This is a genomic window from Micromonospora sp. RTGN7, from assembly GCF_033804645.1.
In the GTDB taxonomy this organism is placed as follows: Bacteria; Actinomycetota; Actinomycetes; order Mycobacteriales; family Micromonosporaceae; genus Micromonospora.
The window spans coordinates 298,068-323,470 of sequence record NZ_JAPZLF010000005.1; the positions used below are offsets into that span (position 1 = coordinate 298,068).

Annotated in this window: 23 protein-coding genes; 13 read left to right on the top strand and 10 right to left on the bottom strand. The window is 72.4% G+C overall.

Annotated features, from left to right (window positions below; translation table 11 throughout):
- Positions 1-12 precede the first annotated feature (12 nt).
- Genes glgX through treZ form a run of 3 tightly spaced genes read left to right on the top strand, consistent with a single transcriptional unit; the run spans position 13 to position 6,239 of the window.
- Positions 13-2,133 carry a glycogen debranching protein GlgX gene (gene glgX, locus SNR22_RS10095; RefSeq protein ID WP_320066246.1) on the top strand — a complete coding sequence of 707 codons (2,121 nt, stop codon included), beginning with the start codon at positions 13-15 and terminating at the stop codon, positions 2,131-2,133.
- A gap of 3 nt (positions 2,134-2,136) precedes the next feature.
- Complete coding sequence (gene treY / locus SNR22_RS10100) at positions 2,137-4,509, top strand: malto-oligosyltrehalose synthase (protein ID WP_320066247.1); 2,373 nt, start codon at positions 2,137-2,139, stop codon at positions 4,507-4,509.
- The gene (gene treZ / locus SNR22_RS10105; RefSeq protein ID WP_320066248.1) at positions 4,506-6,239 is read left to right on the top strand and encodes a malto-oligosyltrehalose trehalohydrolase; all 1,734 of its coding nucleotides are present in this window, start codon (positions 4,506-4,508) and stop codon (positions 6,237-6,239) included. The genes treY and treZ overlap by 4 nt, the downstream gene beginning before the upstream one ends.
- A gap of 342 nt (positions 6,240-6,581) precedes the next feature.
- On the opposite strand, the gene SNR22_RS10110 is transcribed toward treZ, so the two are convergent.
- Positions 6,582-6,815, bottom strand: coding sequence for a GntR family transcriptional regulator (locus SNR22_RS10110; protein ID WP_320066249.1), 234 nt, complete (start codon positions 6,813-6,815; stop codon positions 6,582-6,584).
- Positions 6,816-7,108: 293 nt separating this feature from the next.
- On the opposite strand from SNR22_RS10110, the gene SNR22_RS10115 reads away from it, so the two are divergent.
- The gene (locus SNR22_RS10115) at positions 7,109-7,270 is read left to right on the top strand and encodes a hypothetical protein (RefSeq protein ID WP_320066250.1); all 162 of its coding nucleotides are present in this window, start codon (positions 7,109-7,111) and stop codon (positions 7,268-7,270) included.
- Positions 7,257-8,393: a helix-turn-helix transcriptional regulator gene (locus SNR22_RS10120; RefSeq protein ID WP_320066251.1), complete on the top strand. Its 1,137-nt coding sequence runs from the start codon at positions 7,257-7,259 to the stop codon at positions 8,391-8,393. Before SNR22_RS10115 ends, SNR22_RS10120 begins: the two co-directional genes overlap by 14 nt.
- A 21-nt stretch (positions 8,394-8,414) precedes the next feature.
- Here SNR22_RS10120 and SNR22_RS10125 read toward each other — a convergent pair whose 3' ends face one another.
- The 5 genes from SNR22_RS10125 to SNR22_RS10145 form a co-directional block, all read right to left on the bottom strand.
- Positions 8,415-9,290, bottom strand: a complete 876-nt coding sequence (locus SNR22_RS10125) for an alpha/beta hydrolase (protein ID WP_320066252.1) — start codon at positions 9,288-9,290, stop codon at positions 8,415-8,417.
- Between the two features lie 541 nt (positions 9,291-9,831).
- Complete coding sequence (locus SNR22_RS10130) at positions 9,832-10,671, bottom strand: CHAP domain-containing protein (protein WP_320066253.1); 840 nt, start codon at positions 10,669-10,671, stop codon at positions 9,832-9,834.
- A gap of 111 nt (positions 10,672-10,782) precedes the next feature.
- Entirely contained in the window at positions 10,783-10,965 is a 183-nt protein-coding gene (locus SNR22_RS10135; protein WP_320066254.1) for a hypothetical protein, read from the bottom strand.
- On the bottom strand, positions 10,962-11,168 hold the full coding sequence (locus SNR22_RS10140) for a helix-turn-helix transcriptional regulator (RefSeq protein WP_320066255.1): 207 nt from the start codon (positions 11,166-11,168) through the stop codon (positions 10,962-10,964). Before SNR22_RS10140 ends, SNR22_RS10135 begins: the two co-directional genes overlap by 4 nt.
- Positions 11,168-11,626, bottom strand: a complete 459-nt coding sequence (locus SNR22_RS10145; protein WP_320066256.1) for a DUF2975 domain-containing protein — start codon at positions 11,624-11,626, stop codon at positions 11,168-11,170. Before SNR22_RS10145 ends, SNR22_RS10140 begins: the two co-directional genes overlap by 1 nt.
- Before the next feature lie 195 nt (positions 11,627-11,821).
- Here SNR22_RS10145 and SNR22_RS10150 point away from each other — a divergent pair, with 195 nt between their 5' ends.
- Positions 11,822-12,397: a metalloregulator ArsR/SmtB family transcription factor gene (locus SNR22_RS10150; protein ID WP_320066257.1), complete on the top strand. Its 576-nt coding sequence runs from the start codon at positions 11,822-11,824 to the stop codon at positions 12,395-12,397.
- Between the two features lie 5 nt (positions 12,398-12,402).
- A complete protein-coding gene (locus tag SNR22_RS10155; RefSeq protein WP_320066258.1) occupies positions 12,403-13,692 on the top strand; it encodes an MFS transporter in 1,290 nt (429 codons plus the stop codon).
- Between the two features lie 160 nt (positions 13,693-13,852).
- Here SNR22_RS10155 and SNR22_RS10160 read toward each other — a convergent pair whose 3' ends face one another.
- Positions 13,853-15,331 carry a glutamate--cysteine ligase gene (locus SNR22_RS10160; RefSeq protein ID WP_320066259.1) on the bottom strand — a complete coding sequence of 493 codons (1,479 nt, stop codon included), beginning with the start codon at positions 15,329-15,331 and terminating at the stop codon, positions 13,853-13,855.
- A gap of 180 nt (positions 15,332-15,511) precedes the next feature.
- Here SNR22_RS10160 and SNR22_RS10165 point away from each other — a divergent pair, with 180 nt between their 5' ends.
- Entirely contained in the window at positions 15,512-15,850 is a 339-nt protein-coding gene (locus SNR22_RS10165) for a DUF3817 domain-containing protein (protein ID WP_320066260.1), read from the top strand.
- A gap of 164 nt (positions 15,851-16,014) precedes the next feature.
- Here SNR22_RS10165 and SNR22_RS10170 read toward each other — a convergent pair whose 3' ends face one another.
- Both SNR22_RS10170 and SNR22_RS10175 read right to left on the bottom strand, forming a co-directional pair.
- A complete protein-coding gene (locus SNR22_RS10170; RefSeq protein WP_320066261.1) occupies positions 16,015-16,875 on the bottom strand; it encodes an alpha/beta hydrolase in 861 nt (286 codons plus the stop codon).
- A gap of 223 nt (positions 16,876-17,098) precedes the next feature.
- Entirely contained in the window at positions 17,099-17,638 is a 540-nt protein-coding gene (locus tag SNR22_RS10175) for a hypothetical protein (RefSeq protein ID WP_320066262.1), read from the bottom strand.
- A gap of 169 nt (positions 17,639-17,807) precedes the next feature.
- Between SNR22_RS10175 and SNR22_RS10180 the strand changes: the two genes are divergently transcribed.
- From SNR22_RS10180 to SNR22_RS10190, 3 genes are read left to right on the top strand one after another with little or no spacing between them, the layout of a single operon-like run.
- Entirely contained in the window at positions 17,808-18,932 is a 1,125-nt protein-coding gene (locus SNR22_RS10180) for a Vms1/Ankzf1 family peptidyl-tRNA hydrolase (RefSeq protein WP_320066263.1), read from the top strand.
- On the top strand, positions 18,925-20,685 hold the full coding sequence (locus SNR22_RS10185; protein ID WP_320066264.1) for a thiamine pyrophosphate-binding protein: 1,761 nt from the start codon (positions 18,925-18,927) through the stop codon (positions 20,683-20,685). Before SNR22_RS10180 ends, SNR22_RS10185 begins: the two co-directional genes overlap by 8 nt.
- Before the next feature lie 50 nt (positions 20,686-20,735).
- The gene (locus SNR22_RS10190; RefSeq protein WP_320066265.1) at positions 20,736-21,833 is read left to right on the top strand and encodes an iron-containing redox enzyme family protein; all 1,098 of its coding nucleotides are present in this window, start codon (positions 20,736-20,738) and stop codon (positions 21,831-21,833) included.
- A 149-nt stretch (positions 21,834-21,982) separates the two neighbouring features.
- Here the strand turns inward: SNR22_RS10190 and SNR22_RS10195 are convergent, their stop codons facing one another.
- Entirely contained in the window at positions 21,983-22,207 is a 225-nt protein-coding gene (locus tag SNR22_RS10195) for a CDGSH iron-sulfur domain-containing protein (protein WP_320066266.1), read from the bottom strand.
- A 294-nt stretch (positions 22,208-22,501) separates the two neighbouring features.
- On the opposite strand from SNR22_RS10195, the gene SNR22_RS10200 reads away from it, so the two are divergent.
- Both SNR22_RS10200 and SNR22_RS10205 read left to right on the top strand, forming a co-directional pair.
- Complete coding sequence (locus tag SNR22_RS10200) at positions 22,502-23,905, top strand: hypothetical protein (RefSeq protein ID WP_320066309.1); 1,404 nt, start codon at positions 22,502-22,504, stop codon at positions 23,903-23,905.
- 289 nt (positions 23,906-24,194) lie between these two features.
- The gene (locus SNR22_RS10205; RefSeq protein WP_320066267.1) at positions 24,195-25,331 is read left to right on the top strand and encodes a SigB/SigF/SigG family RNA polymerase sigma factor; all 1,137 of its coding nucleotides are present in this window, start codon (positions 24,195-24,197) and stop codon (positions 25,329-25,331) included.
- Positions 25,332-25,403: the final 72 nt, after the last annotated feature.

Sequence of the window (25,403 nt, forward strand, 5' to 3'; positions counted from 1 at the left end):
CGAAGGAGCGACATGCAGGTCTGGCCGGGCGAGCGATACCCCCTCGGGGCCACCTACGACGGGATGGGCACCAACTTCGCGATCTTCTCGGAGGTGGCTGAGCGGATCGAACTGTGCCTGTTCGACGAGTGGGACACCGGCGCCGAGCGCCGCGTCGAGCTGCGCGAGGTCGACGCCTACGTCTGGCACTGCTACATCCCCGGCATCGAGCCGGGGCAGCGGTACGGCTACCGGGTGCACGGCCCCTGGGACCCGGCAGACGGGCTGCGCTGCAACCCGCACAAGCTGCTACTCGACCCGTACGCCAAGGCTGTCGACGGGGACGTGCAGTGGAGCCCGGTCGTCTACGACTACGAGGTGGGCGGCGACCCGGACCGGATGTCGGAGACCGACTCGGCGCCGTACATGCCCAAGTCGGTCGTGGTGAACCCGTACTTCGACTGGGGCAACGACCGGCCGCCGCGCACCCCGTACCACCACTCGGTGATCTACGAGGCGCACGTGCGCGGGCTGACCATGCGCCACCCCGACATCCCCGACGAACTGCGCGGCACGTACGCGGCGATCGCCTCCCCGGTCATGATCGAGTACTTCAAGCAGCTCGGCATCACCGCCGTCGAGCTGATGCCGGTGCACCAGTTCGTGCACGACCACCGGCTGACCGACCTGGGCCTGCGCAACTACTGGGGCTACAACACCATCGGCTTCTTCGCCCCGCACCACGGCTACTCCGCGCTGGGCCACCTCGGCCAGCAGGTGCAGGAGTTCCGGGGCATGGTCAAGGCGCTGCACGCCGCCGGCATCGAGGTCATCCTCGACGTGGTCTACAACCACACCGCCGAGGGCAACCACCTCGGCCCGTCGCTGAGCTTCAAGGGCGTCGACAACCCCAGCTACTACCGGCTCTCGGAAGACGAACGGCGGTACTTCGTCGACTACACCGGCACCGGCAACAGCCTCAACGTACGCAGCCCGCACTCCCTCCAGCTGATCATGGATTCGCTGCGCTACTGGGTGACCGAGATGCACGTCGACGGGTTTCGTTTCGACCTCGCCGCCACCCTGGCCCGCGAGTTCTACGAGGTCGACCGCCTCTCCACCTTCTTCGAGGTGGTCCAGCAGGACCCGGTGGTCAGCCAGGTCAAGCTGATCGCCGAGCCGTGGGACGTCGGCCCCGGCGGCTACCAGGTGGGCAACTTCCCTCCGGTGTGGACCGAGTGGAACGGCAAGTACCGCGACACGGTGCGGGACTTCTGGCGCGGCGAGCCGGCCACCCTCGCCGAGTTCGCCTCCCGGATCTCCGGCTCCGCCGACCTCTACCAGGACGACGGCCGCCGCCCCTTCCACAGCATCAACTTCGTCACCTGCCACGACGGGTTCACCCTCAACGACCTGGTGTCCTACAACGACAAGCACAACGAGGCCAACGGAGAGTCCAACCGCGACGGCGAGGGCCACAACCGGTCCTGGAACTGCGGCGTCGAGGGGGACACCGACGACCCGGGCGTGCTGGCCCTGCGGGCGAAGCAGCGGCGCAACTTCCTGGCCACCCTGATCCTCTCCCAGGGCGTGCCGATGATCGGCCACGGCGACGAGCTGGGCCGCACCCAGCGCGGCAACAACAACGTCTACTGCCAGGACAGCGAGCTGGCCTGGGTCGACTGGGACAGGGTCGACACCGACCTGCTGGACTTCGTCCGCCGGCTGGTCGACTTCCGCCGCAAGCACCAGGTGTTCCGCCGCCGCCGCTTCTTCACCGGGCTGCCGGTGGGCAGCCGGGCCGCCGGCTCGGCCCTGCCCGACCTGGCCTGGTACACCCCCGACGGCCGGGAGATGACCGGGGAGGACTGGGGCAACGACTTCGGCCGCTCGGTGGCGCTCTTCGTCAACGGCGACGGCATTCCCGAGCGCGGTCAGTACGGCCAGCGCCACCGGGACAACTCGTTCCTGCTCTGCTTCAACGCCCACGACGCGCCACTGGACTTCACCCTTCCCGGGGAGGAGTTCGGCCAGCGGTGGGAGCTGGTGATCAGCACCGCGGAACCGGAACCGGAGAAGCCGACCCTCGTCGAGGCGGGCGGCGCGATCTGCGTACCGGACCGCTCCCTGGTGGTCCTGGAGAGGATGGTCTGAGCGATGCCCGACACCCGTCGTGCCGGCGACCGATCAAAGACCGGTGACCGACCGAGAACCGGCGACCAGCCGCCCCGCGCCCGGATCGGCGCGACCTACCGGGTGCAGGTCCGCCCCGGGTTCGACCTCGACGCCACCGCTGGCCTCACCGACTACCTGGCCGACCTCGGCGTCACCCACCTGTACAGCGCGCCGCTGCTCACCGCCACCCCCGGCTCCGCGCACGGCTACGACGTGGTCGACCACCGGGCGGTCAACCCCGAGCTGGGCGGCGAGGCCGGCCGGGTGCGGTTGGTCCGGGCGCTGCGCGCCGCCGGGCTCGGCCTGGTCGTCGACATCGTCCCCAACCACGCCGGGGTGGCCCGGCCGGCCGCCAACCCCGCCTGGTGGGACGTGCTGCGCCGGGGCCGCGCCTCGGCGTACGCGAGCTGGTTCGACATCGACTGGGACCGGGGCCGGCTGCTGCTGCCGGTGCTCGCCGACGCCCCGGACGCACTCGACGACCTCAAGATCGTCGACGGGGAGTTGCGTTACCACGAGCACCGCTTCCCCACCGCCGACGGCACCGGCGAGGGCGCCGCGCGCGAGGTGCACGATCGGCAGCACTACGAGCTGGTCTCCTGGCGGCGCGGCGACCGCGAGCTGACGTACCGCCGGTTCTTCGCCGTGGCCGACCTGGCCGGGCTGCGGGTGGAGGACCCGGAGGTCTTCGACGCCACCCACGCGGAGATCCTGCGCTGGGCGGCGGCCGGCGACGTCGACGGCATCCGGGTCGACCACCCCGACGGCCTACGCGACCCCGCCGGCTACCTGGCCCGGCTGCGCGCCGCCGCGCCCGACGCCTGGCTGCTGGTGGAAAAGATCCTCGAGTACGGCGAGGAACTGCCCGACTGGCCGGTGGACGGCACCACCGGCTACGACGCCCTCGCGCCCGTCTGCGGGCTCTTCGTCAACGCGGACGCTGAGGGCGACTTCACCGCCCTGGACACCCGGCTGACCGGGCACCACACCTCCTGGCCGGACCTGATCCACGACACCAAGCTGGAGGCGGCCACCCGGCTGCTCGCCGCCGAACTGACCCGGCTCGCCGCCCTCGCCCCCGAGCTGGCACCCGACGAGGCCCGGGCGGCCCTGGCCGAGCTGGCCGCGTGCTTCCCGGTCTACCGGGGGTACCCGCCGCACGGTGCCCGACACCTGGCCGACGCCCGCGTCGAGGCCGGCCGGCGTCGCCCGGACCTGACCGCCGCCCTCGACGCGGTCACCCGCCGGCTGCGCGACCCCGACGACGAGCTGGGGCAGCGCTTCCCGCAGCTGACCGGCGCGGTGATGGCCAAGGGCGTCGAGGACACCGCCTACTACCGGTGGAGCCGCTTCGTCGCCCTCAACGAGGTCGGCGGCAGCCCCGCCCACTTCGGCACCCCGCCGGCGGAGTTCCACCGCAGCGCCGCCGACCGGCAGGCCCACCGGCCGGCAACGATGACCACCCTCTCCACCCACGACACCAAGCGCGGCGAGGACGTCCGGGCCCGGCTCGCCGTCCTGGCCGAGCTGCCCGAGCGCTGGGCCGAGCGGGTCACCCGATGGAACGCCGCCGCGCCGCTGCCCGACCCGGCGTTCGCCCACCTGCTCTGGCAGACCGCCGTGGGGGCGTGGCCGATCGAGCGGGAACGGCTGCACGCGTACGTCGAGAAGGCCGCCCGGGAGGCGTCCGTCGCGACCAACTGGGCCGACCCCGACCCCGCCTTCGAGGACGCCATGCACGCCGTGGTCGACCGGATGTACGACGACCCGGAGCTGCCCGCCGAGCTGACCGCGTTCGCGGACGAGATCACCCCGGCGGGCTGGTCCAACTCGCTCGGGCAGAAGCTCGTCCAGCTCGCCATGCCCGGGGTTCCCGACACCTACCAGGGCACCGAGCTCTGGGAGAACTCCCTGGTCGACCCGGACAACCGCCGTCCGGTCGACTTCGCCGTACGCCGGAAGCTGTTGGCCCGGCTCGACGCCGGCCGGCTCCCGGCGGTGGACGCCGACGGGGCGGCGAAGCTGCTCGTGGTCTCGCGGACCCTGCGGCTGCGCCGCGACCGCCCGGAGCTGTTCACCGGCTACCGCCCGCTGCCCGCCCGGGGCCCCGCCGCCGCGCACGCCGTCGCCTTCGACCGGGGCGGTGCGGTCGCCGTCGCCACCCGGCTGCCGCTCGGGCTGGCCCGCGCCGGCGGCTGGGGCGACACCACCCTGTCACTTCCCGTTCACGAGCTGACCGACCTGTTCACCGGCCGGGTCTACGGTGGCGGGGAGACCCCGCTGGCCGACCTGCTGGCCACCTACCCCGTCGCGCTGCTGGCTCCCACCACCGAGTTCGTGGAGGCTGCGTCATGACCGAGTTCACCGTGTGGGCGCCGGAGGCCGCCCGCCTCCGACTGCGCCTGCCCGGCGACGCCGACCACGAGATGCGCGCCGGCCCCGACGGCTGGTGGCGGGTCGAGGTGCCAGCCGCCGGCCCCGGCACCGACTACACCTACCTGATCGACGACGACGACCGGGCCCTGCCCGACCCCCGCTCGGCCTGGCAGCCGGCGGGGGTGCACGGCCCGAGCCGGCGCTACGACCACGCGGCCTTCGAGTGGACCGACACCGGCTGGACGGGCCGGCAGCTGCCCGGCAGCGTCCTGTACGAGCTGCACGTCGGCACCTTCACCCCGCAGGGCACCTTCGACGCCGCCATCGGCCGCCTCGACCACCTGGTCGACCTCGGCGTCGACCTGATCGAGCTGCTGCCGGTCAACGCCTTCAACGGCGAGCACAACTGGGGGTACGACGGGGTCTGCTGGTACGCCCCGCACGAGCCGTACGGCGGCCCGGACGGGCTGAAACGCTTCGTCGACGCCGCCCACGCCAAGGGGTTGGGGGTGATCCTCGACGTCGTCTACAACCATTTCGGGCCCTCCGGGGCCTACGCGCCGATGTTCGCGCCGTACCTCACCGAGCAGGACAACACCTGGGGCCGGACCGTCAACCTCGACGGCCCGCACTCCGACGGCGTGCGCCGCTACATCCTCGACAGCGTGCTGATGTGGCTGCGCGACTACCACGTCGACGGGCTGCGGCTCGACGCCGTGCACGCCATGCCCGACTCCCGGGCCACCCACCTGTTGGAGCAGACCGCGGCGGAGGTGGAGACCCTCTCCACCCACCTGGGCCGGCCGCTGTCGCTGATCGCCGAGTCCGACCTCAACGACCCGACGCTCGTCACGCCCCGGGAGGCCGGCGGGTACGGCCTGCACGCCCAGTGGAACGACGACGCCCACCACGCCCTGCACACCCTGCTCACCGGGGAGCGGCAGGGCTACTACGGCGACTTCGGCTCCCTGGAGTGCCTGTCGGAGGTGCTGACCGGGGCGTTCTTCCACGCCGGCACCTGGTCCAGCTTCCGCAGCCGCAGCCACGGCCGGCCGTTGGATCGGCAGCGGGTGCCGGGGCACCGGTTTGTGGCGTACCTGCAGAACCACGACCAGATCGGCAACCGCGCCACCGGCGACCGGATCTCGGCGTCGCTCTCTCCTGCGCTGCTCCGGGTGGGGGCGACGCTGCTGTTCACCGCGCCGTTCACCCCGATGCTGTTCATGGGGGAGGAGTGGGCGGCCAGCACCCCCTGGCAGTTCTTCACCAGCCACCCGGAGCCGGAGCTGGCCACCGCCGTGGCCACCGGGCGCCGGCGGGAGTTCGCCGCGCACGGCTGGCCGCCCGGTGACGTGCCGGACCCGCAGGACCCGCAGACGTTCGTGCGCTCCCGGCTGGACTGGGCCGAGCTGGACAAACCCGAACACCGCCAGATGTACGAGTTCCACCGACGGCTCATCGCGTTGCGCAAGAGCCGGGCCGACCTGTCCGATCCGAGGCTGCACGCCGTGGACGTCCGGCACGGGGACCAGTTCCTGGTGATGCGCCGGGGCGAGACGCTCGTGGTGGCGAACCTGGCGGGCAAGCCGCAGCGGGTCACGTTGCCGGGGGTGGCGCGTCGGGTGCTGCTGGCCACGGGGGAGGGGGTCACGGTGACCCGGGACCGGATCGACCTGCCGGCGGAGACGGCGGCGGTCGTGGCGCTCTGAGCGTCGCGCGGCGGTTGGCTCCGCCGGCAGGTCCGGCTGATCTCGCCGTCAGCGTGCTCAGCGATCGTCCAACAGTTCTTGACTGGCGACGGCGCCAGCAAGTGCCTTCCGTGACGGGTTAACAGGACTCTCGACAAGCCCTATTTTCCCTGATCAGGAGGCACTTCTTCGTTCTCGGTCCACTCCTTGGACAGCCCTTAACGAAGGGCCGAGGCTAGATCGGCTACGGCACCCGAGCCGCTGTCGACGGCAACGGGTTCGGAAGGAACCCGGCGAGGGTCTCCGATCGAGTCAAGCAGGGCTTGTGAGCGAGTTGCCTTTACTAACCGCAGTGCCGGCGGCTCAGGAGCGATCGACGACATACGTGCCACGTCCTGTGAAGGTCACCACCAAGCCGCGGTCGCGAAGCAGCCGGATTGCGGCTCGGACGGTTCCCCGACTGACGCCGTACTCCTGTTGAAGGTGACTCTCGCTCGGAAGTGGCTGGCGCGGCTTCAACTTCCCCGCCTCAATCTCCTTGGCGAGGAGTTCTGCGAGCTGAACGTAGAACGCCACCGGGGACATCTCGTCAACCATGAGCCGGACCTTATGGACAGCTAACCTGACTAGGAGGTTTAGATACGGGCAGTACGTACAGGACGGGCTGTACAGGTTGAACAAGTCGGGTTACCCTGGTCGGACACCTGCAAACCCGCGCATCAGGGAGCGGCATGTCCAGATGGAAGTGGTACCAACGCCCCGGGGAGCCTGTTGATCACGTGGCCGGTGAGCCATCCCCCACGAAGCAGCCCAGTGAGACTGAACCACCGCAGCAAAATCAGTCCTTGTCGCCTCACCAGGTACTAAAGCGCCGTAACCAAAGGTGGATCATGAACGAGGAGTCGGCGCAGGGCCGGGCTGAGCAGGCTCAGGCCGCCGAGCGGGAGGCCGCCAGGCAGCGGATTCTCGCGCAGGCCGAGGCCGAGCGCGTACCGGTGGAGGAGACCACGCGGGCGGTGCCTGATCGGCGGTGGCATCGTGACCAGGGATGACCTGCCGATCGGCCGGCGGGTGGCGCGCTGGCGGATGCGGCGGCAGATGACCCAGCAGATGCTCGCGGACCGGCTCGGCCGCTCCAAGAGCTGGGTGGACAAGGTCGAGCGGGGCGTCCGCGCGTTGGACCGGTACCCGATCATCCAGGAGGTCGCCGAGGTGCTGCGGGTCGACTCGTTGGTGCTGCTCGGCGAGGGTCGTCCGGTGCCGACGGAGGCCGGCCCGCTGGACGGGTTGGACGACATCCGCGCCGCCCTCGCCCGCTACGACATCCGCCGGACGACGGCATCGGAGGCGGACACCGCCCGGCACGTGGAGCACGCCTGGCTGGCCTACCAGCACGCGCACTACGCCCAGGTGGTGCGGCTGCTGCCGGGGCTGCTCGATGCCGCCCGGGGCCTGCGCGCGGACGCGCCGGGGCTGCTGGTGCAGGCGTACCGGATCACGTCGTCGGTGCTGGTGAAGCTCGGCGAGACCGACCTGGGGTGGCTCGCCGCCGACCGGGCGATGGGTGCGGCCGGCGGCGATCCGGCGCTGGCGGGCGCGGCGGCCGTGTCGGTCGGGCAGGCGCTGCGGGCGCTGGGCCGCGACCGGTTGGCGCTGGTGGCGACGACGGCCGCTGCGCGTCGGCTCGCGCCCGCGTCGGTGCACGGGACGCTGCTGCTTCAGGCCGCCCTCGCCGCCGCCGGCTGCGGCGACGTCGGCCGGGCCGAGGAGCTGGCCGACCGGGCCGCCGGGCTCGCCGCTCGGTGCGGCGGTGGCGACCCGCATCGGACCAGCTTCGGACCGGGCGCGGTCGAGCTGGCCCGCGTGGTGTTGGCGGTCGAGTCGGGCGACGCCGGGAAGGCGGTGGGCCGGCACGAGCAGGCGGTACGGCGGGAGGCGTGGCTGCTGCTGCCGGCCGAGCACCGAGCGGCGTACCTGCTGGACGCCGCGCGGGCGTACCTGCGGATCGGTGACCTCGGTGGGGCCGGGCGGGTGCTCGTCGACGCGGACGGTGTCGCGCCGGCAGAGGTCAGGTGCCGCCCGGTGGCGCGTACGGTGATCGCCGAGGTCGCGCGGGCGCACCCGGTGCCGGCCGGCGTGGCGCGGCTGGCGACGATTGTCGGCCTCACCCGGTGACCACACTGAAGCCCACGATGGTCAGCCGGCGTCCAGCACCTCGCGCAGTCGCGCCGCGAACTCGGCGGGCTTGCCCGCGTAGCCGAAGTCGCCGCCGAGGAAGCCGCCGTGATGGCTGGGGAAGACGGTGGCCTCCTGGTCGAGCAGCGCCGCGGTGGCGACGGCCGTGCGGGCGGTGTACGTCCCCGCCGACTCCTCGCCGACCGCGATCACGATGCGGGTCGGTGCTGCGGTGAGCGCCTTCGCGTCGGGGCGGTAGTCGGTGATCGGCCAGGAAGCCTTCGACAGCAGCGGATCGTCGCGGGAGCCGTCGTCGTCGGCCGGCATGCCGAACGCCGCCGGGTCGGGCGCGGGCTGGGCGAAGTAGGCGTCGGTGAACTCGCCCTGCCAGGACGTCATGGCCATGAACGCGGCCATCCCGGCGCCGGTGCCCCTCGCCTGGTACGCCTCGTGGAAGGCCGACCGGGCGCGGTCGGCGGCGGCGGCGTCGGGAAGCACCGTGTTGATCGGCGGCTCGTGGGCCACCAGCGTGCCGACGTCGCCGGGGTGGGACGCGACCAGTTCGAGCGCGGTCACCGCGCCGCCGCTGCTGGCGAACACGTCGACCGGACCGGTGCCGAGCGCCTCGATCAGCAGGTGCAGGTCGGCCGCCTGGTGTTGCGGCGTGTGGTCGGACCGGCCGTCCTTGCGCACGCTGCGGCCCAGACCGCGCGGGTCATAGGTGACGACCGTGCGGTCGGTGAAGTGTTCGGTGAGCGAGCCGAAGCCCTCCGCGGTCATCGGCTGGCCGACCATGAGCAGCGGGCTGTGCCCGGCGGACGCGGGGAGCGGTTCGCGCACGTCGTAGACCAGATCGACGTCGGGCGTGGGGAGGGTGAGCGTCTGCGTTGCTGTCATGGGCGGGAGCCTATGGCCGACGTGCGACAACGGGGGCGAATGCGCGCGGGAAGTGGCACCCACCCGCGTCGGCGTTGCGCACAGCCGCCAAGATTCTGCGGTAGTGAGCACGGCACGCGCCTCCTCCGGGTCCTCCGCCCGGACCAACGCTGCCGTACCCAGCCAGGTGGCACCGTCGTCGAAGAGCACCCCGCACCGGTACGCCGAGATCGAGGTCCACAACTGGGCGTTCGGCGGACGGCCGTCACGATCTCAGATGTGGCACCGGACTTTGCAATCTGCCTGTTCGAGCAGGCAGAGGTGCCGCCCGAGCGCTGCGGCGGAGATCGGTGAGACAGTCGGTTGCACGTAGGGCTGCCATCACGAAACCGGGGGTCCGGCCGAGGTCGCGCGGGCGCACCCGGTGCCGGCCGGCGTGGCGCGGCTGGCGACGCTCGTCGGCCTCACCCGGTGACCGATGCCTCCCCTGGGTGCGTGGTCCGTCATCTGCGATGCGGGCACGCCGGGGTGGGCGTGCCCGCATCCTCAGTCGAGGCGAAGGTCACTTGAAGCGGATGAACTTGGAGAACTGGTTGTTGGCGGTTCCCACCGATACCGTCCGGTGGCTGTACTTGTCTGCGTAGAGGTAGTTGTATTCGTCGATCTCGAAGGTGCCGTTGGTGTTCACCTTCGTGACAAAGGCGACGTGACCGTAGGTGCCGCCCAGACGGACCGCGACGTCACCGGCCTTCGGGTTGTTGTAGACCGGCACCCCGGCACGCCCGGCAGCCGCGACCCACTCCTTGGCGTTACCCCACCGGGTCTCGCCCTTGTACTGGTTGGTGAAGGGCACGCCGACCCGGCTGCGCAGCGCCCAGGCCGCGAAACTGGTGCACTGCCCCTTGTAGAAGTTCCACGGGTCGATGCCCGAGGTCGCGCCCTTGTACGGGTAGTCGTCCTTGGCCGGATAGCTGGTCCCGGCAGCGGAGATCAGCTGGTGGGAGGCGTTGTTGTTCTTCAACGTGGCGTTCAGATTCGCCTTCGCGCCGGCCGCGAAGTTCTGGTAGGAACCGCCGTAGCTGCTGTTGTAATAGACGCGCACGGTGTTGCCGGTGCGGTTCCACACGGAAGCGGCGTTGTTCTTGACGCACAGGCCCTGACCGCCGCCGGCGCCCTTGAACTCGTAACAGCCCGGCTGCGTCGAGCCGTAGTCGGCGAGTGACCCGGCGTGATCCGAAACCGACCCCGCGTAGTTGCTGTTGTAGTAGTAGCAGAACTCGCCGGCGTTGCAGACTCCGTCGCGGGAGGCCGCCTGAGCAGGCACAGCGACCGCTAGGACGCCGAGAGTTGCGCCGAGCACGCTCGCGCCGAGAGCGCCGAGGGCACGGGTGATTCTGGGCATGTCCAACTCCTTTCCAGGGGAATGTGACGAGGGTGCCTACGCTACAAGCCATTGATTCATGCACATACCCCTAGTGTCCCTTCGCTGCTGCGAATCCGAATCCGACGACCGCTATCTGCCGCGCCGGGTGATCCGCACGCCGAACACGACCGCGCCGACGATGAGCAGGACGCCCAGGAGTTGGAGGCCCGGTGAGTCGTCGGCCTCCCCGTGCACGATGCCGGCGACGCCGAGCGCGACGGCGAGCGCGACGGCGAGGAGGGCGACGAGGTGCTTGAGGGTTCTCTCCCTCATTCCTCGACCCATTCGAGCAGGTCGCCGGGCTGGCAGTCGAGCACCCGGCAGATGGCCTCAAGGGTGCTGAAGCGAATGGCCTTGGCGCGGCCGTTCTTCAGCACCGCCACGTTCGCCGGCGTGAGCCCGACGCGCTCGGCGAACTCACCGACGCTCATCTTGCGCCTGGCCAGCTCGACGTCGAGGCGGACGACGATCGGCATCAGATCACCGCTTCCATGTCGGTGCGCAGCGTCGTGGCCTGCCGCAGCAGCGCCCGCATCACCACCATCAACAATCCCAGCGCGGCGACGCCCACCAGCATCAGGAACAGCAGGAGCGGCAGCCCGGGGTCGGAGGCGCTGAAGCCGATGTAGAGGAACACGCCCAGCAGCACCACCCAGGCGGCGACGATCGCCCACACGATCGCGTCCACCCACCGCAGGGCAGCGTCGCTGAAGATGCGGTCGCGCTCGACCAGGGTGAGCAGCTTCCAGGTGGAGACGATCACCACCTGGATGCAGAGCACCCAGAACACCGTCACGATGGTCATCGGCCACCTGAGGTAGGCCTGCTCCGGGGACTCCTCGGCCATGTACGCGAACTGCCCGGGCAGCGAGAGGGTCTGCAGCATGACCAGGATCCCGAAGAGCAGCACGAGAAAGACTCTGAGCGGACCCACCGCTCGACGCTCGGTCAACATGCATCGACTGTCACCCGTAATCTATCGATTGTCAATAGGTTCATCCGAGTGGGTGCGGGCCGGCCGGCCGGTGGCGCCGAGCTGCCGGTTCGGCCCGGAGCCCGGGGTGCGGCGTGGCGAGAGATTAAACGGCGACTATTGCGCAAGAATTCTTGTGCATGTCATCCTGCTGGCATGGATGAACCCCAACCGCGCAGGATCACCGACTCCGCCGTGCTGGCCGCGCTGGCTCATCCGTTGCGGCGCCGGCTGATGGACGTGCTCAAGGTCGACGGCCCGCTGACGGCGAGCGCGCTCGCCGAGCGGACCGAACAGGCGGTGGCCAACATCAGCCATCACCTGAAGGTGCTTGCCGGATGCGACCTGGTGGTGGAAGCGCCGGAGCTGGCCCGCGACCGACGCGAGCGTTGGTGGCGCTTGGTCTCGCCCGGTGTGCGCTGGTCCAACAGCGACTTCGACGGCGACCCCGCGAGCCAGGCGGTGGCGAGCGCCGCGAACTCGCTCAACCTCGACCGGCAGGTGAGCCTCGTTCGGGCCTGGTACGCCACTTGCGAGTCGGAGCAGGAGGCGTGGGGGGAGGCGCCGTTCTCGACCGACCACTGGCTTCGCCTGACGCCGGCCGAGCTGGCCGAGCTCGGGAAGGAACTCCAGGACGTGCTCGCGCGCTGGAGCCGCCACAAGATGCCCGACGACGGCCAGCGCCGCGATCCCGTCTTCTTCTTCGCCCGCGCCGTACCGGCGCGACCGTGACCGGCGTGGCCACCGTCCCGGCGCCGGCCGGCGGTGACCGGCGGCGGGGCGGGCTGCTCCGACACCGGGACTTCCGCCTGCTCTGGGTCGCCCAGGCGAGCAGCAAGCTCGGTAGCAGCGTGACGAGCGTGGCCATGCCGCTGGTCGCGGTCGCCACGCTGAACGCGACCACGTTCGAGACGGCGATCCTGTACGCGGCCCCCTGGCTGCCCTGGCTGATCATCGGGCTGCCGGCCGGCGCCTGGGTGGATCGGCTGCGGCGGAGGCCCGTGATGATCCTCGGCGACACGGCCTCGATGCTGCTGTTTCTCAGCGTTCCGGTGGCCGCCTGGCTCGACGTGCTGACGATCGGGCACCTGCTCGCCGTCGCTTTCGCCGCCGGCACCGCCGCGGTCTTCTTCCAGACCGCGTACCAGGCGTACCTGCCGTCCCTGCTGGACAAGCGGGTGCTGCCGGAGGGCAACGCGAAGCTGCAGGGCACCGAGTCCGCGATGCAGGTGGCGGGGCCGGGGGTGGCGGGTCTGCTCGCGCAGCTCGCCGGCGCGGTGACCGCCGTGCTGCTCGATGCGTTGAGCTTCGCCGCCTCGGCGCTCTGCCTGTGGGCCATCCGCTTCCGCGAGCCGCGCGAGCCGCGACCGGCGGCGGCCAACCTGTTCCGGGAGATCGCCGAGGGAATCCGTTTCGTGGCCCGCGATCCCTACCTGCGGGTGCTCACCGCGTTCGGCGCCGTCAGCAACCTGGGGCTGATCGGCTACCAGTCGATCCTGGTCGTGTTCCTGGTCCGCGACATCGGCGTCAGCGCCGGGGTGGTCGGTCTCCTGTTCGCCGCGATCAGTTGCGGCGGGGTCCTCGGCGCGGTGATCGCCACCCCGATCAGCCGCCGGTTCGGCACCGCCCGGGGAATGCTGCTCTGCGAGGCGGGAGCCTTGCCGTTCGCCCTGCTCATCCCGCTGGCCGGCCCCGGACTGCGGCTGGTGCTCCTGGTCGCCGGAGGGCTGGTCATCGGCGTCGGCGTGGTGGCCGGCAACGTGCTCAAGGGTGCGTTCCGGCAGCAGTACACCCCGCCCCAGTTGCTCGGCCGGGTGCTGGTCAGCATGCAGTTCCTCAGCCTCGGGGCGATTCCGGTCGGCGCGCTCATCGCCGGCACCCTCGGCTCCGCCCTCGGTGTGCGGCCAACCATGTGGATCATGACCAGCGGGCTCACCCTGACCGGGCTGATCCTGCTGATCGGGCCCATGAAGCATCGGCGGGACCTGCCGGAGCGGCCCGAGCAGGCGAGCTCAGTGGGCCGGTAACGGCATGGGAGGCCGCCGGGTGGAGCACCTCGCCGTCGAACACCGCGGCGACCGCAGCCGGCTGGCTGACTACGAGCAGGTCATCGCCATGCTCAGGGCAGCCAGAGCCTGACCTCCGCCCCGGCCGGCGTCGCCCCGGAGCCGACCCCGCCCGCGGCGGTCAGGGGATCGGCCACTCGTGGACTGGTCGGTTGCTGTGCATCAGGGTCACGTAGTGCCGGACCACCTCGCGCAGCGCCGCCGGCCGGTCCAGGTGGTCGGCGGACTCCAGCCGGTGCAGGGTCTCCACCTGCCAGGTGGCCCCGTTGCGGCCGGTGAGGCAGCGCTGCTCGATGATGCCGAGCAGCCGGTCGCGCTCGGCCGGATCCAGGCCCCAGCGGTCCAGGCCCTGGTGGGCCAGCGGCAGTAGCCGGCGCAGCACCAGCTCGGTGACGGGCAGGTACCCCAGGCCGGGCCAGAACACCTGGGCGTCGATGCCGAGCCGGGCACAGGTGTTGAAGTTCTCCTCGGCGGCGCTGAACGACATCTGCGACCACAGTGGCCGGTCGGACTCGGCGAGGGCGCGCACCAGCCCGAAGTAGAACGCCCCGTTGGCGACGGTGTCCAGCACGGTCGGGCCGGCGGGCAGGACCCGGTTCTCCACCCGCAGGTGTGGGCGGCCCTTGAACACGTCGTACACCGGGCGGTTCCAGCGGTAGATGGTGCCGTTGTGCAGCCGCAACTCGGCGAGCTTCGGCACGTCGCCGCGGGCGAGGGCCTCGGCCGGGTCCTCCGGATCGCAGACCGGCAGCAGCGCGGGGAAGTACCGGACGTTCTCCTCGAACAGGTCGAACACCGTGGTGATCCAGCGTTCGCCGAACCACACTCTGGGGCGTACCCCCTGGGCCTTGATCTCCTCCGCCCGGGTGTCGGTGGCCTGCTGGAACAGTGGGATGCGGGTTTCGCGCCACAGCTCACGGCCGAAGAACAGCGGCGAGTTCGCGCCGAGGGCCACCTGGATGCCGGCGATCGCCTGGGCGGCATTCCAGTAGTCGGCGAACTGCGCCGGGCTGACCTGAAGGTGGAACTGGGTGCTGGTGCAGGCGGCCTCCGGCGTGATGGTGTCGGCGGTGACCGCGAGCCGCTCGACCCCGCTGATCGAGATCCTCAGGTCCTCGCCCCGGGCAGCGAAGATCTGCTCGTTGAGCAACTCGTAGCGCGGGTTGGCCGACAGGGTCGCGGCGGTCAGATGCTCCGGACCCAGCGTCGGCAGGATGCCGATCATCATCATGTGCGCGCCGACGCCCCGGGCCTTCGCCTCGGCGGCGTTGAGGCTGGCCCGGATGTTCTCCTCGAACGCGGTGGTGCCGGTGCCGGCCAGCCGGCGAGGCGCCACGTTGATCTCGACGTTGAACTGCCCCAGCTCCGTCTGGAAGCTCGGGTCGGCGACGGCGGCCAGCACGTCGGCGTTGCGCATCGTCGGCATCGAGTCGTCGTCGACCAGGTTGAGCTCGATCTCCAGCCCGGTCATCGGCCGTTCGACGTCGAACCGGGACTCCCGAAGCATCTCGGCGAAGACGTCCAGGCACCGCCGCACCTTCTCGCGGTATCGGGCCCGGTCCTCCCGGGTGAATGTCCTTACGCCGACGTCCTCGCCCATGTCACCGCCCTGTCACCGTTGGTGCCCCCAACTCTGCCCGCGGCAGCCGGCCGGGGGAAGACCCGAAGGTCCCTACACGTACCCAGTCGGGGCCCGCGTGATGCCCCATCGGGTCCACCCGTTGTGTGCCCGCACCGGCCGGGCTGGCTAGCATGGCCAGCAACCGGTGGGGGAGCGACGATGCGCGAGAAGATCACCAAACTGTTCGTGGCGGCGGCGATCGCCGAGGCCTGCTCCTGGCTGGCCCTGCTGGTCGGCATGGCCGTCAAGTACGGGCCGCCGGACAACGAGATCGGGGTGACCATCTTCGGGCCGGTGCACGGCGCGCTCTTCGTCGCCTACGGCCTGTTGGTCCTGGCCGTGGCGCGGCTGCACCGATGGCCGCTGTGGCCCACCCTCGTGGCGTTGGCCTGCGCTGTTCCGCCGTTCGCGACCCTGTTCTTCGAGCGGTGGGCCGCCCGGCGGGGCATGCTGCGCACCGTGCCCGAGCCGGACCGCCCGCTGACCCCGGTGGGCTGACCGCCACCACCACCGCCGGGCCACCCGGGGCGCGCTCGGCCCCTGTGTGGTGCCCGGCAGGTGGGATCGAGCCAGGATGATCGTGGCCTCGGGTCACCGGCGGTGTCCGGGCGGCTCACCGGCACCTCTGCGGCGCTCACCCGGCCACCGGCGGTGTCCGTCCGTCAGCCGGCGAGGAACGTGGCCAACGTGGCGGCGAGCTCCTCCGGGGCCTCCTCGGCCATGTGGTGCCCCGAGTCGATCGAGGCGACCCGCACGTCGTCGGCCCAGTCCCGCCAGATCGCCGCCGGGTCGCCGTACAGGTCGACCATGTCGTCCCGCTCCGACCAGCAGAACAGCACCGGGCAGGCGATTCGCCGCCCGGCGGCCCGGTCGGCGTCGTCGGCCGCCCGGTCCGGGCCGAGCCCGGCCCGGTAGTCCTCACACATCGCGTGCACCGTCGCCGGGTCGTGGATCGCCCGGCGGTAGTCGGCGTACGCCTCCTCGCCCATGGTGGCTGGCGAGCCGCCGTACCAGGCGTCCGGGTCGGCGATGATCACCCGCTCCGCAGGCTTGTCCGACTGGCCGAGGAAGAACCAGTGCCACCAGCGGGCCGCGAACCGGGCGTCCGCGCGGGCCAGTGCCTCGCCGATCGGCACCCCGTCGAGCACCCCGAGCCGGCTCACCCGGCTGGGGTGGTCCAGCGCCGTGCGCATCGCCACATAGCAGCCCCGGTCGTGTCCGATCACCGCCGCCCGGTCGTGGCCCAGCGCGTCGAGCAGGCCGACCACGTCGCGGGCCATCGCTCGCTTGGCGTACGTGGTGTGGTCGGGGTCGCTCGGCGGCTTCGACGAGCCACCGTAACCCCGCAGGTCCGGGCAGATCACGGTGTGCTCCCGGGCCAGCAGCGGCGCGACCCGGTGCCAGGTCGCGTGGGTACGCGGGTGGCCGTGCAGCAGCACCACCGGCGGTCCCGACCCGCCGTGACGCACCCGTAGCCGCACCTCGCCGACGTCGATCTCCTCCAGCGCAAACCCACCAAACATGGCACCCCCGATGCCCACCCCCGCCCCACCGGAAACCGGGATATCCCTGTGCCCCTCGCCCCTGCGCCCCTCGCCCAAGACCACGCTAATTCACGGAATCCGTGGCCTCGCGCCCGCGTAAAGGCCACGGATTCCCTGAATTAGCAGGCGCGAGGCGGGACGCGGCGCGGCGCACGGTGGGTCGTGGCGCGGCGGGGTGACGGCGGTGACGGCGTGCGGTTTCTCAGGTGAGCACGGCGATGGCGGCGATGGCGGCGATCAGCAGCGCCCCCAGCACGGCCTGGAGCAGCAGTGGCGGGCCGAGGTGGCTCCACAGGGTGGCGTGGCGCGGCCGGAGCAACTGGCCGGTGGTGAGGTTGACGATCCGCTCCACCCGGGGAGGCAGGTCCGGGTCCTGTGGCTTGAGGGTGATCTGCACCCAATCGGAGGGGTGCAGGGCGCTCTGCGCCAGATGCCCGTGCAGCTCCACCTCGCAGAGCCGGTTGTCGGCGTCGCGTAGCCGCAGCGGGGTGACCAGGAACTCCGGCCCCTTGCGCAGTTCCTTCCAGCTGCGCCGGGCCCCACTGCCGCCGCCGCTGGACAGCAGCGAGCGGAAGGCCAACAGCAGCAGGCCCATCAGGCTCGCCGCCGTCACCACGGCGACCAGCACCGGCTGGCCGATCCGTAGCTGGCGGGGGTAGCCGTCGAGCAGTTTTACGACCCGGCCGGTGACGATCCGCTGCGTCGGGCGAGCGATCGGCCGGTATTCGAGGTCGCTGTCCATGTTTCACCACCGTGAGCTGTTCGCCACTGAGAGTCCGATTTCCTACACCGATCGTATCCGCCGACGTGGGTGAACGACGTGAATGAACGCGAGTCACGTTCGTGGCGCGCTCAGGTGACAAGGCCACCGGCGCGGGTAAGCGGGGGGCCGAGCTGGAAAGGGGTCAAGCATGCAGCTGTCCTTCCTGCGCCCGCTCTACAACCGTCCCGGACCGTGGTGCTCGGTCTATCTGGATGCCTCCCGGGACACCGAGGACGCCCGCCCGGCGCTCGACCTGCGCTGGCGGGCACTCAAGGGCGAACTGTTGGAACAGGGCGCCGACGCGCCCACCGTCGACGCCGTCGAACGGGTGGTCCGAGGCCACGACCCGATGCCCGGCGACTACGGCATCGCCGTGTTCGCGACCGGGGGCCGGGCGGTGCTCACCGAGTACCTGTCCGCGCCGCCGCTGCGGGATCTGGCGACGGTCTCGGAGCTGCCGCACACCATGCCGCTGCTCGCCCAGCGGGGCGAACAGGTCGCCTGGGTACGGGTGCTGGCCGACCGGACCGGCGCCGACGCCGTGGCGGTCAGCGCGGGCGGAGTGCCCCGCCGCGCCCGCGTCACCGGCCGGGAGAGCTTCCCCCTGCGCCGGGTCAAACCCGGCGGCTGGTCGCAGTCGCGGTACCAACGCGCCGCCATGGAGGCGTGGCACCACAACGCCGGAGACGCGGCGGCGGCCACCGCGCAGCTGGCCGAGCAGGTCGGCGCCGACGTGCTGGTGGTCGCCGGCGACGTGCGGGCCACCGGCATGATCGCCGCCCAGCTGCCGGAGCGCTGGCAGGACCTGGTGGTACGCACCGACGCCGGGTCGCGGCACGCCGGGGCGGATCCGACGCTGATGGACGACCTGACCGTGCAGACCATCGCCGAGGTGGCCGACCAGCGGATCACCGCCGCGCTGGACCGCTTCGGCATGCAGGAGGACGTCGGGGCGGGTCTCGACGCGGTCGTGTCTGCCCTGCAACGCAATCAGGTCGACACCATGCTGCTCGTGGACGACCCGTCCTCCACCGAGGAGCTGTGGATCGGCCCGGCACCGACCGACATCGCCACCGGCCCGGGGCAGCTCACGGCCCTGTCGGTGCCCGACCCGCACCGGGTACGCGCCGACGCGGCCCTGGTCCGGGCGCTGGTCGGCACCGACGCGGAGCTGGCCGTGCTGGCGCCGGACGAGGCTCCGGAGCTGACCGACGGGGTGGGCGCGGTGCTGCGCTACGTCGACGCCGCCACGCCCGGTCGTGGCGATGGCTGAGCGTACGGGCGCCGATCTGGTGGTGGAGCGGCTGCGCGCCTGGCGGGTGCCACGCGTCTTCGGCTGCCCGGGTGCGGCAATCGCCCCGGTCGTCGCCGCCCTGGACCGTTCGGGCGGGGACCCGGAGTTCGTCCCCGCCCGGCACGAGGAGACCGCCGCCTTCATGGCCAGCGGGCACGCCAAGTTCACCGGCGGGATCGGCGTCTGCCTGGCCACCCAGGGGCCCAGCGCCGTTCACCTGCTCAACGGCCTGTACGACGCCAAGCTGGACAGCAAGCCGATGGTGGCGATCATCGGCGAGGACGTCACCGGCCCGCTCGGTGGTGCCCATGAGGAGATCGGGCTGAGTCGACTCCTCGGCGACGTCTGCAACCAGTTCTTCCGCTACGCACGCACGCCCGAGCAGGTGCCCGCCACGCTGGATCAGGCGTTTCGGACCGCCGCCGCCACCCGCAGCCCCACCTGCGTGGTGCTGCCCCGCGAGGCGCAGACGGCCGCAGTGCCCGACCTGCTGCCGCAGGCGGCCGGGGTGACGTCGGCGACTCCGGGGGAGCCACTGGCCAAGGTGCTCCCGCACGAGGCCGATCTGGCCGCCGCGGCGGCCCTGCTCGGGGCCGGCGGCCGACTGGCGATCCTGGCCGGTCAGGGCGCGCAGGGTGCGGCCGACGAGATCGTGGCGCTGGCCGACCGGCTCGGGGCCGGGGTGGCGACCAGCCTGCTCGGCAAGCCGGTCCTCGACGAGCGGTTGCCCTTCCACACCGGCGTGCTCGGAGAGGTGGGCAGCGTCGCCGCAGCCGAGCTCATGGGGGGCTGCGACACCCTGCTGATGGTTGGCACCAACGACCCGTGGACCGGCTACTACCCCGTTGCCGGGCAGACCCGCACCATCCAGATCGACATCGACGGTCGCCGGATCAGCGCCCGCCACCCGGTGGACGTACCGCTGGTCGGCGACGCCGCCGAGACGCTGCGTGCGCTGCTCGACCGGGTGCCCGACCGACCCCGGCGGGAGTGGCGGGCGACGGTGGAGCGCAGTGTGGACCGGTGGCGGGAGGAGGCGGCGGCCCGGGCGGCCGAGCCCGCCGTGCCCGTCAACCCACAGCTGGTGCTGCACCAGCTCTCCGTCCGGATGCCCCGCGTCGCCGCGGTCGCCGTCGACGTCGGCTCAATCCTCTACTGGTATGCCCGGCACCTGCAGCTGCCGCCCGGGGTCTCCGCCCAGCTCTGTGGGACCCTCGGCTCGACGGGCTGCGCCCTGCCGTACGCGGTGGCGGCGAAGCTGGCCCGCCCGGATCGGCCGGTGATCGCGCTGGTCGGCGACTCCGCGATGCAGCTCAACGGGCTGGCCGAGCTGATCACCGTGGCCTACCACTGGCGGGAGTGGCCCGACCCTCGGCTGGTGGTGCTGGTGCTCAACAACCGCGACCACTCGGGGGTGGGCCACGGTCGGCTGCCCCCCGGAACGACCGCTCGCCGCCCCGAGGTGCCGTACGCCGGGTGGGCCCGGCTGCTCGGCCTGCACGGCGTGCGGGTGGACCGGCCGGAACTGGTCGGGGCGGCGTGGGATGAGGCCCTCGCTGCGGATCGGCCGAGCGTGCTGGAGGCCGTGGTCGACCCGACCGTGCCGCTGCGCCCGCCGGAGCCGGCCCTCGCGGATCTGCGGAGCCTCTTCGCCGACGGCGGCGCGGCCCGGATGGTCCGGGAGAGGATGCTCGACAGCGGGGTGTCCGTCGCGGCCGATGATCTCGTTTAGCTCGGCCTGGCCAGGGCATCTGCCCCTGTGTCCGACCGCGAGGAGAGCAGATGCCCGAGCCCGTAGACCGTCGCTACGGTCCCGCGACCCTCCCGTGTCCCCGGGGGCCGGTCTCCGCCGCGCTGGTGGAGGCGCTGCGGCAGCCGCCGCACGACCTGCCGGTCGGCCTCGGCGCGGAGTTCGACCCGGACGGTGGCGAGCCCGACCCGCTCACCGACGAGGACCTCCAGCTGACCCTCTTCCTCTGCTACGAGCTGCACTACCGGGGCTGGGCGGGGGTTGCCGACGACTGGGAGTGGCAGCCCGTCCTGCTGGCCCTGCGGGCCCGCGCCGAGCGGGTCTTCGAGGCGGCGCTGCGCCGCCTGGTCGGTCCGCCGCAGGCCGTCCTGCCCGGTGGCGTGCCGCAGGCGCTGGCGGCCCTGGTGGCTGCCGCAGACGGGCCGCCGCTGGCCGCCGCGGTGCAGCGCCGGGCCACCCTGGAGCAGTTCCGCGAGTTCGTCGTGCATCGCTCGATCTACCACCTGCGGGAGGCGGACGCGCACAGCTGGGGTCTGCCCCGGCTCGGTGGGCCGGCAAAGGCCGCCCTGGTCGAGATCCAGATGGACGAGTACGGCAACGGCCGGCTGGACCGGATGCACGCCGAGTTGTTCCGTCGGACCATGGGCGGCCTCGGCCTGGACACCGACTACGCGGCTTACCTGGACCGGGTGCCGGCGGTCACCCTGGCCACCAACAACCTGATTTCCCTCTTCGGGCTGCACCGCCGGCTGCGGGGCGCGCTGCTGGGCCACCTGGCGGCGTTCGAGATGACCTCTTCGCTGCCGAACCGCCGCTACGGCAACGGCCTGCGCCGGCTCGGCCTGGACGAGGAGGTCGCCCGGTTCTACGACGAGCACGTCGAGGCGGACGCCGTGCACGAGCAGATCGCCGCGTACGACCTGTGCGGCGGGCTGGCCCGCGCGGAGCCGGCGCTCGCGTCCGACCTGCTCTTCGGCGCGGCGGCGGCGCTGGCGGTGGACGGCCTCTTCGCCGGCCACCTGCTCGACGCCTGGGACCGGGGGGAGGCATCGCTGCGGGCCGCGCAGCCGGTGCCGCTCACCGCTGCGGCGTCCGCCGCGGCCCCCGCCACTGTCGTCGCGGTCGCCTGACGCCGCTCACCGTCACGGACCCCGCCGTCGCCTGACGCCGCTTACCGTCGCGGCCGTCGCTGACGTCTGACGCCGCTTACCGTCACGGCCGTCGCTGACGCCGGCCGTCGGCCGTCGGCCGTCGGCCGTCGGCTGAGCGTGTCGGTGGGTCAGCCCTCCCGGTCGGTGCCGGCCTGGAAATTCACCGCCTTGTGTGAGCCGTCGCAGAACGGCCTGATCGCCGACCTGCCGCACCGGCACAGCGCGACCACACCCCGGCGGGCGTCGATGGGCCGGCCCTCGGGGGTGACCAGGGCGAAGTCGCCGCGGACCAGCAGCGGGCCGTCCGGGTAGGGGGTGATGGTGGCCGTCGGCGCGGCCTCGTCGCGAGTCATGGCCGGACAAGTCCCCGGGAGCGCCCCGCCGAAACCCACCGGTCGGCGTGCTGCCGAAACCCGGGTTCCTGCCAGGCCTGATCGCCAGGTTCGCGCCGATGTGTCGTACGTGTGGCCCCATCCGGGGCGGGGTCGGACGCCTCGCCCAGCCGGCACGCCCGGGACCGGACGGGGCAAGCGCCCGTCCACCGGGGAATGCCCCCGGCGGGTGGCGGACGCCCCGTTTAGACCCCATCGGGACGGGAAGCCGGCCGCGTGGCGATCGAACGAGGCGGGTTGGAACCGGCGCACACGGTGCGCAAGGGACTCACGGCCGACGGGGCAGGACTGGCCGGCGACCGGGTGGTGGCGGTGGGCAGTACCGGACGGGTCCTGGTCGCCGCTTCGGCCCGGGCCCTGCGCGGGGAGGACTGCGCCGACCTGGGCCTGCCGACCGCGCTGTCCCGGTTCACCGGTGCGCCCGAGCCGGTGCGCCGGGCCGCCGCCGCCCGGGCCGCCGGACGGATCGCGCTGACCCCGGACCAGATCGCCGAGGTGGACGCCGCCCGGGTGGCCCGGTGGATCGTCGACCAGTATCAGCGTCGCCGCTACCCGGGCGTGGTGCTCGGCTCCCCGCACGGAGCGGCGGCGCACCTGGCAGTGGCCCTCGGCGTGCCCTGGCTGCCCGCCGCGTTCGAGACGACGGTGCACTGGAGCCGGGGCGCGGTGGACCGGCCCGCAGCCGCCCTCGACCACGGCGCGGTGCTCGCCGCCCGGCTGCTCGCCGGCAACCCGGACGTGCACGTACGGCAGGTGCACTGCCCGGCCAGCCGGGGCACGCAGACCGCCGTGACCGTCTCGCTCACCGTGCGCTGGCAGTCCCTGCCGACGGCGTACGCCCGGTTCCTGGCCGATCGGGTCGAGGCCGGTGCTCCGGTGCTGCTGCTACGCGACGCCCGGACCTGGCCGGTGCACGATGCCGGGCGGGGGCACAGCTTCCAGGCCGGCTCCCCGGCCAGCGGGCTGGAACCGGTGGACTTCCACCCGGACTCGCACGCGTTGCGCCAGGTGCTCCGTTCCGCCGGCGGCGACGGGACCCGTTGGGAGCCGCCGGAGGTCTCCGCGCCGCAGGGCTACGCCGAGCACGGCGTGGAGCCCGGCTTCGAGCTCGCCGTGCGGCAGTGGGCCGGCCGGTGCGGACACCAACTGCACCGGGTGCTGTTTCCCCGGCCGGAGTTGCTCAGCGCTGCGGTGGCCGACCTGTACCGGGCGTGGTTGCGGCTGGCCGGCAAGACCGGTGACCGGCTGGTTGTCGAGTGCGGGCGGCTGCTCGACCCGTGGCAGGTGGTGCGGGCGGGAATGGTGCCGTACTGGTGCGAGAACGCCACCCGGCGCAGCGTCGACGCCGTGGAATGGTGGCTCGCCGGCAGCGAGGCGTTCAGCTCGGTGGACGTGCTGCCGGAGTCGCCGGGGATGCGCTCGCCGGCCCTGGCCGGGCTGCCGCAGTGGCTGGCCGTGGCCGCGTTCGGCCGCCGCCGTCGGGCGCTGGACCGCACCGCCGCGCGGGGCTACCCAGTGGCGACGATGCCCACCCGCCGGGCCACGGAGGTGCTCCGGGCCCAGCCGTACGACCTGCCGGTGCCACCGCCGCTGTCCGCCGCCACCGCCGTCGAGGCGCTGCGCGACGGCGCCGGGGAGCAGGGACTGGTGGTCTGCTGATCCGGTCCGTGGCGCGCCGCCGGGCCCGCCCGCCGCGCTGCCCGCCGCGCCGCACCGAGGCCGGTGGCACCGGCCGGCCGAAACATCCTCGCGAACCCGGGTCGCCGTGATTGAGTACCTACGGAGCGGGAAGACCGCTGGCTGCGACGGCCAGAGCACGCCGCGCAGCCTGCGGTCGGCGCTCCTCGACGATCACGTCAGGTGACCCACTTCCGGCCCGGTGCGTGGCTCGGCCACGCGCACGACCGGCTTTCCCGATCAGGCGGGGACCTTCCTGAGGGAGGCGCGGATGTTCGGACAGACCACCACGACCACACCACCACCCACCGAACGGGGTCTGGAGGACCTTGACGCGGCGGCGCTCGCGTACGCGGCGCGGATCGAGGGACTGCCCCCCGAACGGCGGCAGGAGGCGCGCGACGACCTGGTCCGCTTCGCGTTGCCGTTCGCCGGCCGGCTGGCCCGCCGGTACCGGGGGCGGGGTGAGCCGCTGGAGGATCTGGAGCAGGTGGCCCGCCTCGGGCTGGTCAACGCCGTTGACCGGTACGACCCGGAACGCGGCTCGTTCACCGCGTACGCGGCAATCACCATCGTCGGTGAGATCAAGCGGCACTTCCGGGACCGCACCTGGGGCGTGCACGTGCCCCGCCGGCTGCGCGACCTGATCCTGGAGGTCGGCCAGGCCACCTCGTCGCTGACCAGCGAGCTGTCCCGGGCCCCGACCGTGGCGGAGCTGGCGCAGCGGCTGGAGACCCCGCAGGAGGAGATCCTCGCGGCACTGGAGTCCGCCGCCGGGTACAGCCCGGCCTCGCTGAACGCGCCGGTGGGCGGGGAAAGTTCGGCGGAGTTCGGCGACCTGGTCGGCGAGAGCGACAACGCGTTGGAGTCGGTCGACGACCGGGTCACCGTCAGCGGGCTGCTGCACCGGTTGCCCTGGCGGGAGCGGCGCATCCTGGCCATGCGTTTCTACGGCAACCAGACTCAGGCCGAGATCGCCGCCCGGTTCGGCATCTCCCAGATGCACGTGTCTCGCCTGCTGTCCCGGGCGCTGACCTGGCTGCGGCAGGCAATGCTCGCCGACGCCCCACCGCCGTGGCAGGGCGCGGTCGAGTCCGACGCGGGCCGGACGGCGAAGATCTCGGTGCGGCACAACGGCGACCGGGTCGTCGTGGAGGTCGGCGGCGAGGTCGACCGGGACGGCGCGGACCAGCTGCGCAGGGCGATGCTGGAGGCGGTGACCGGGCAACCCCGCGAGGTGGTGGTCGACCTGGTCGGCGCGGGCGGCTTCGATGCCGGGGGGATCGCCGCACTGATGGCCGGTCGGGACGCCGCGGACCGTACCGGGGTGCCGCTGCGGCTGACCCGGGTCCAGCCGGCGGTCCGCCGGTCGCTGACCGCAGCCGGCCTCCCCCCAGCCCGCGACTGAGCCGCCGGGCGCGGGCCTGCGACTGAGCCGCCGGGCGCGGGCCTCGGGCGACGAAGGAAGGTGCCCTGCGGG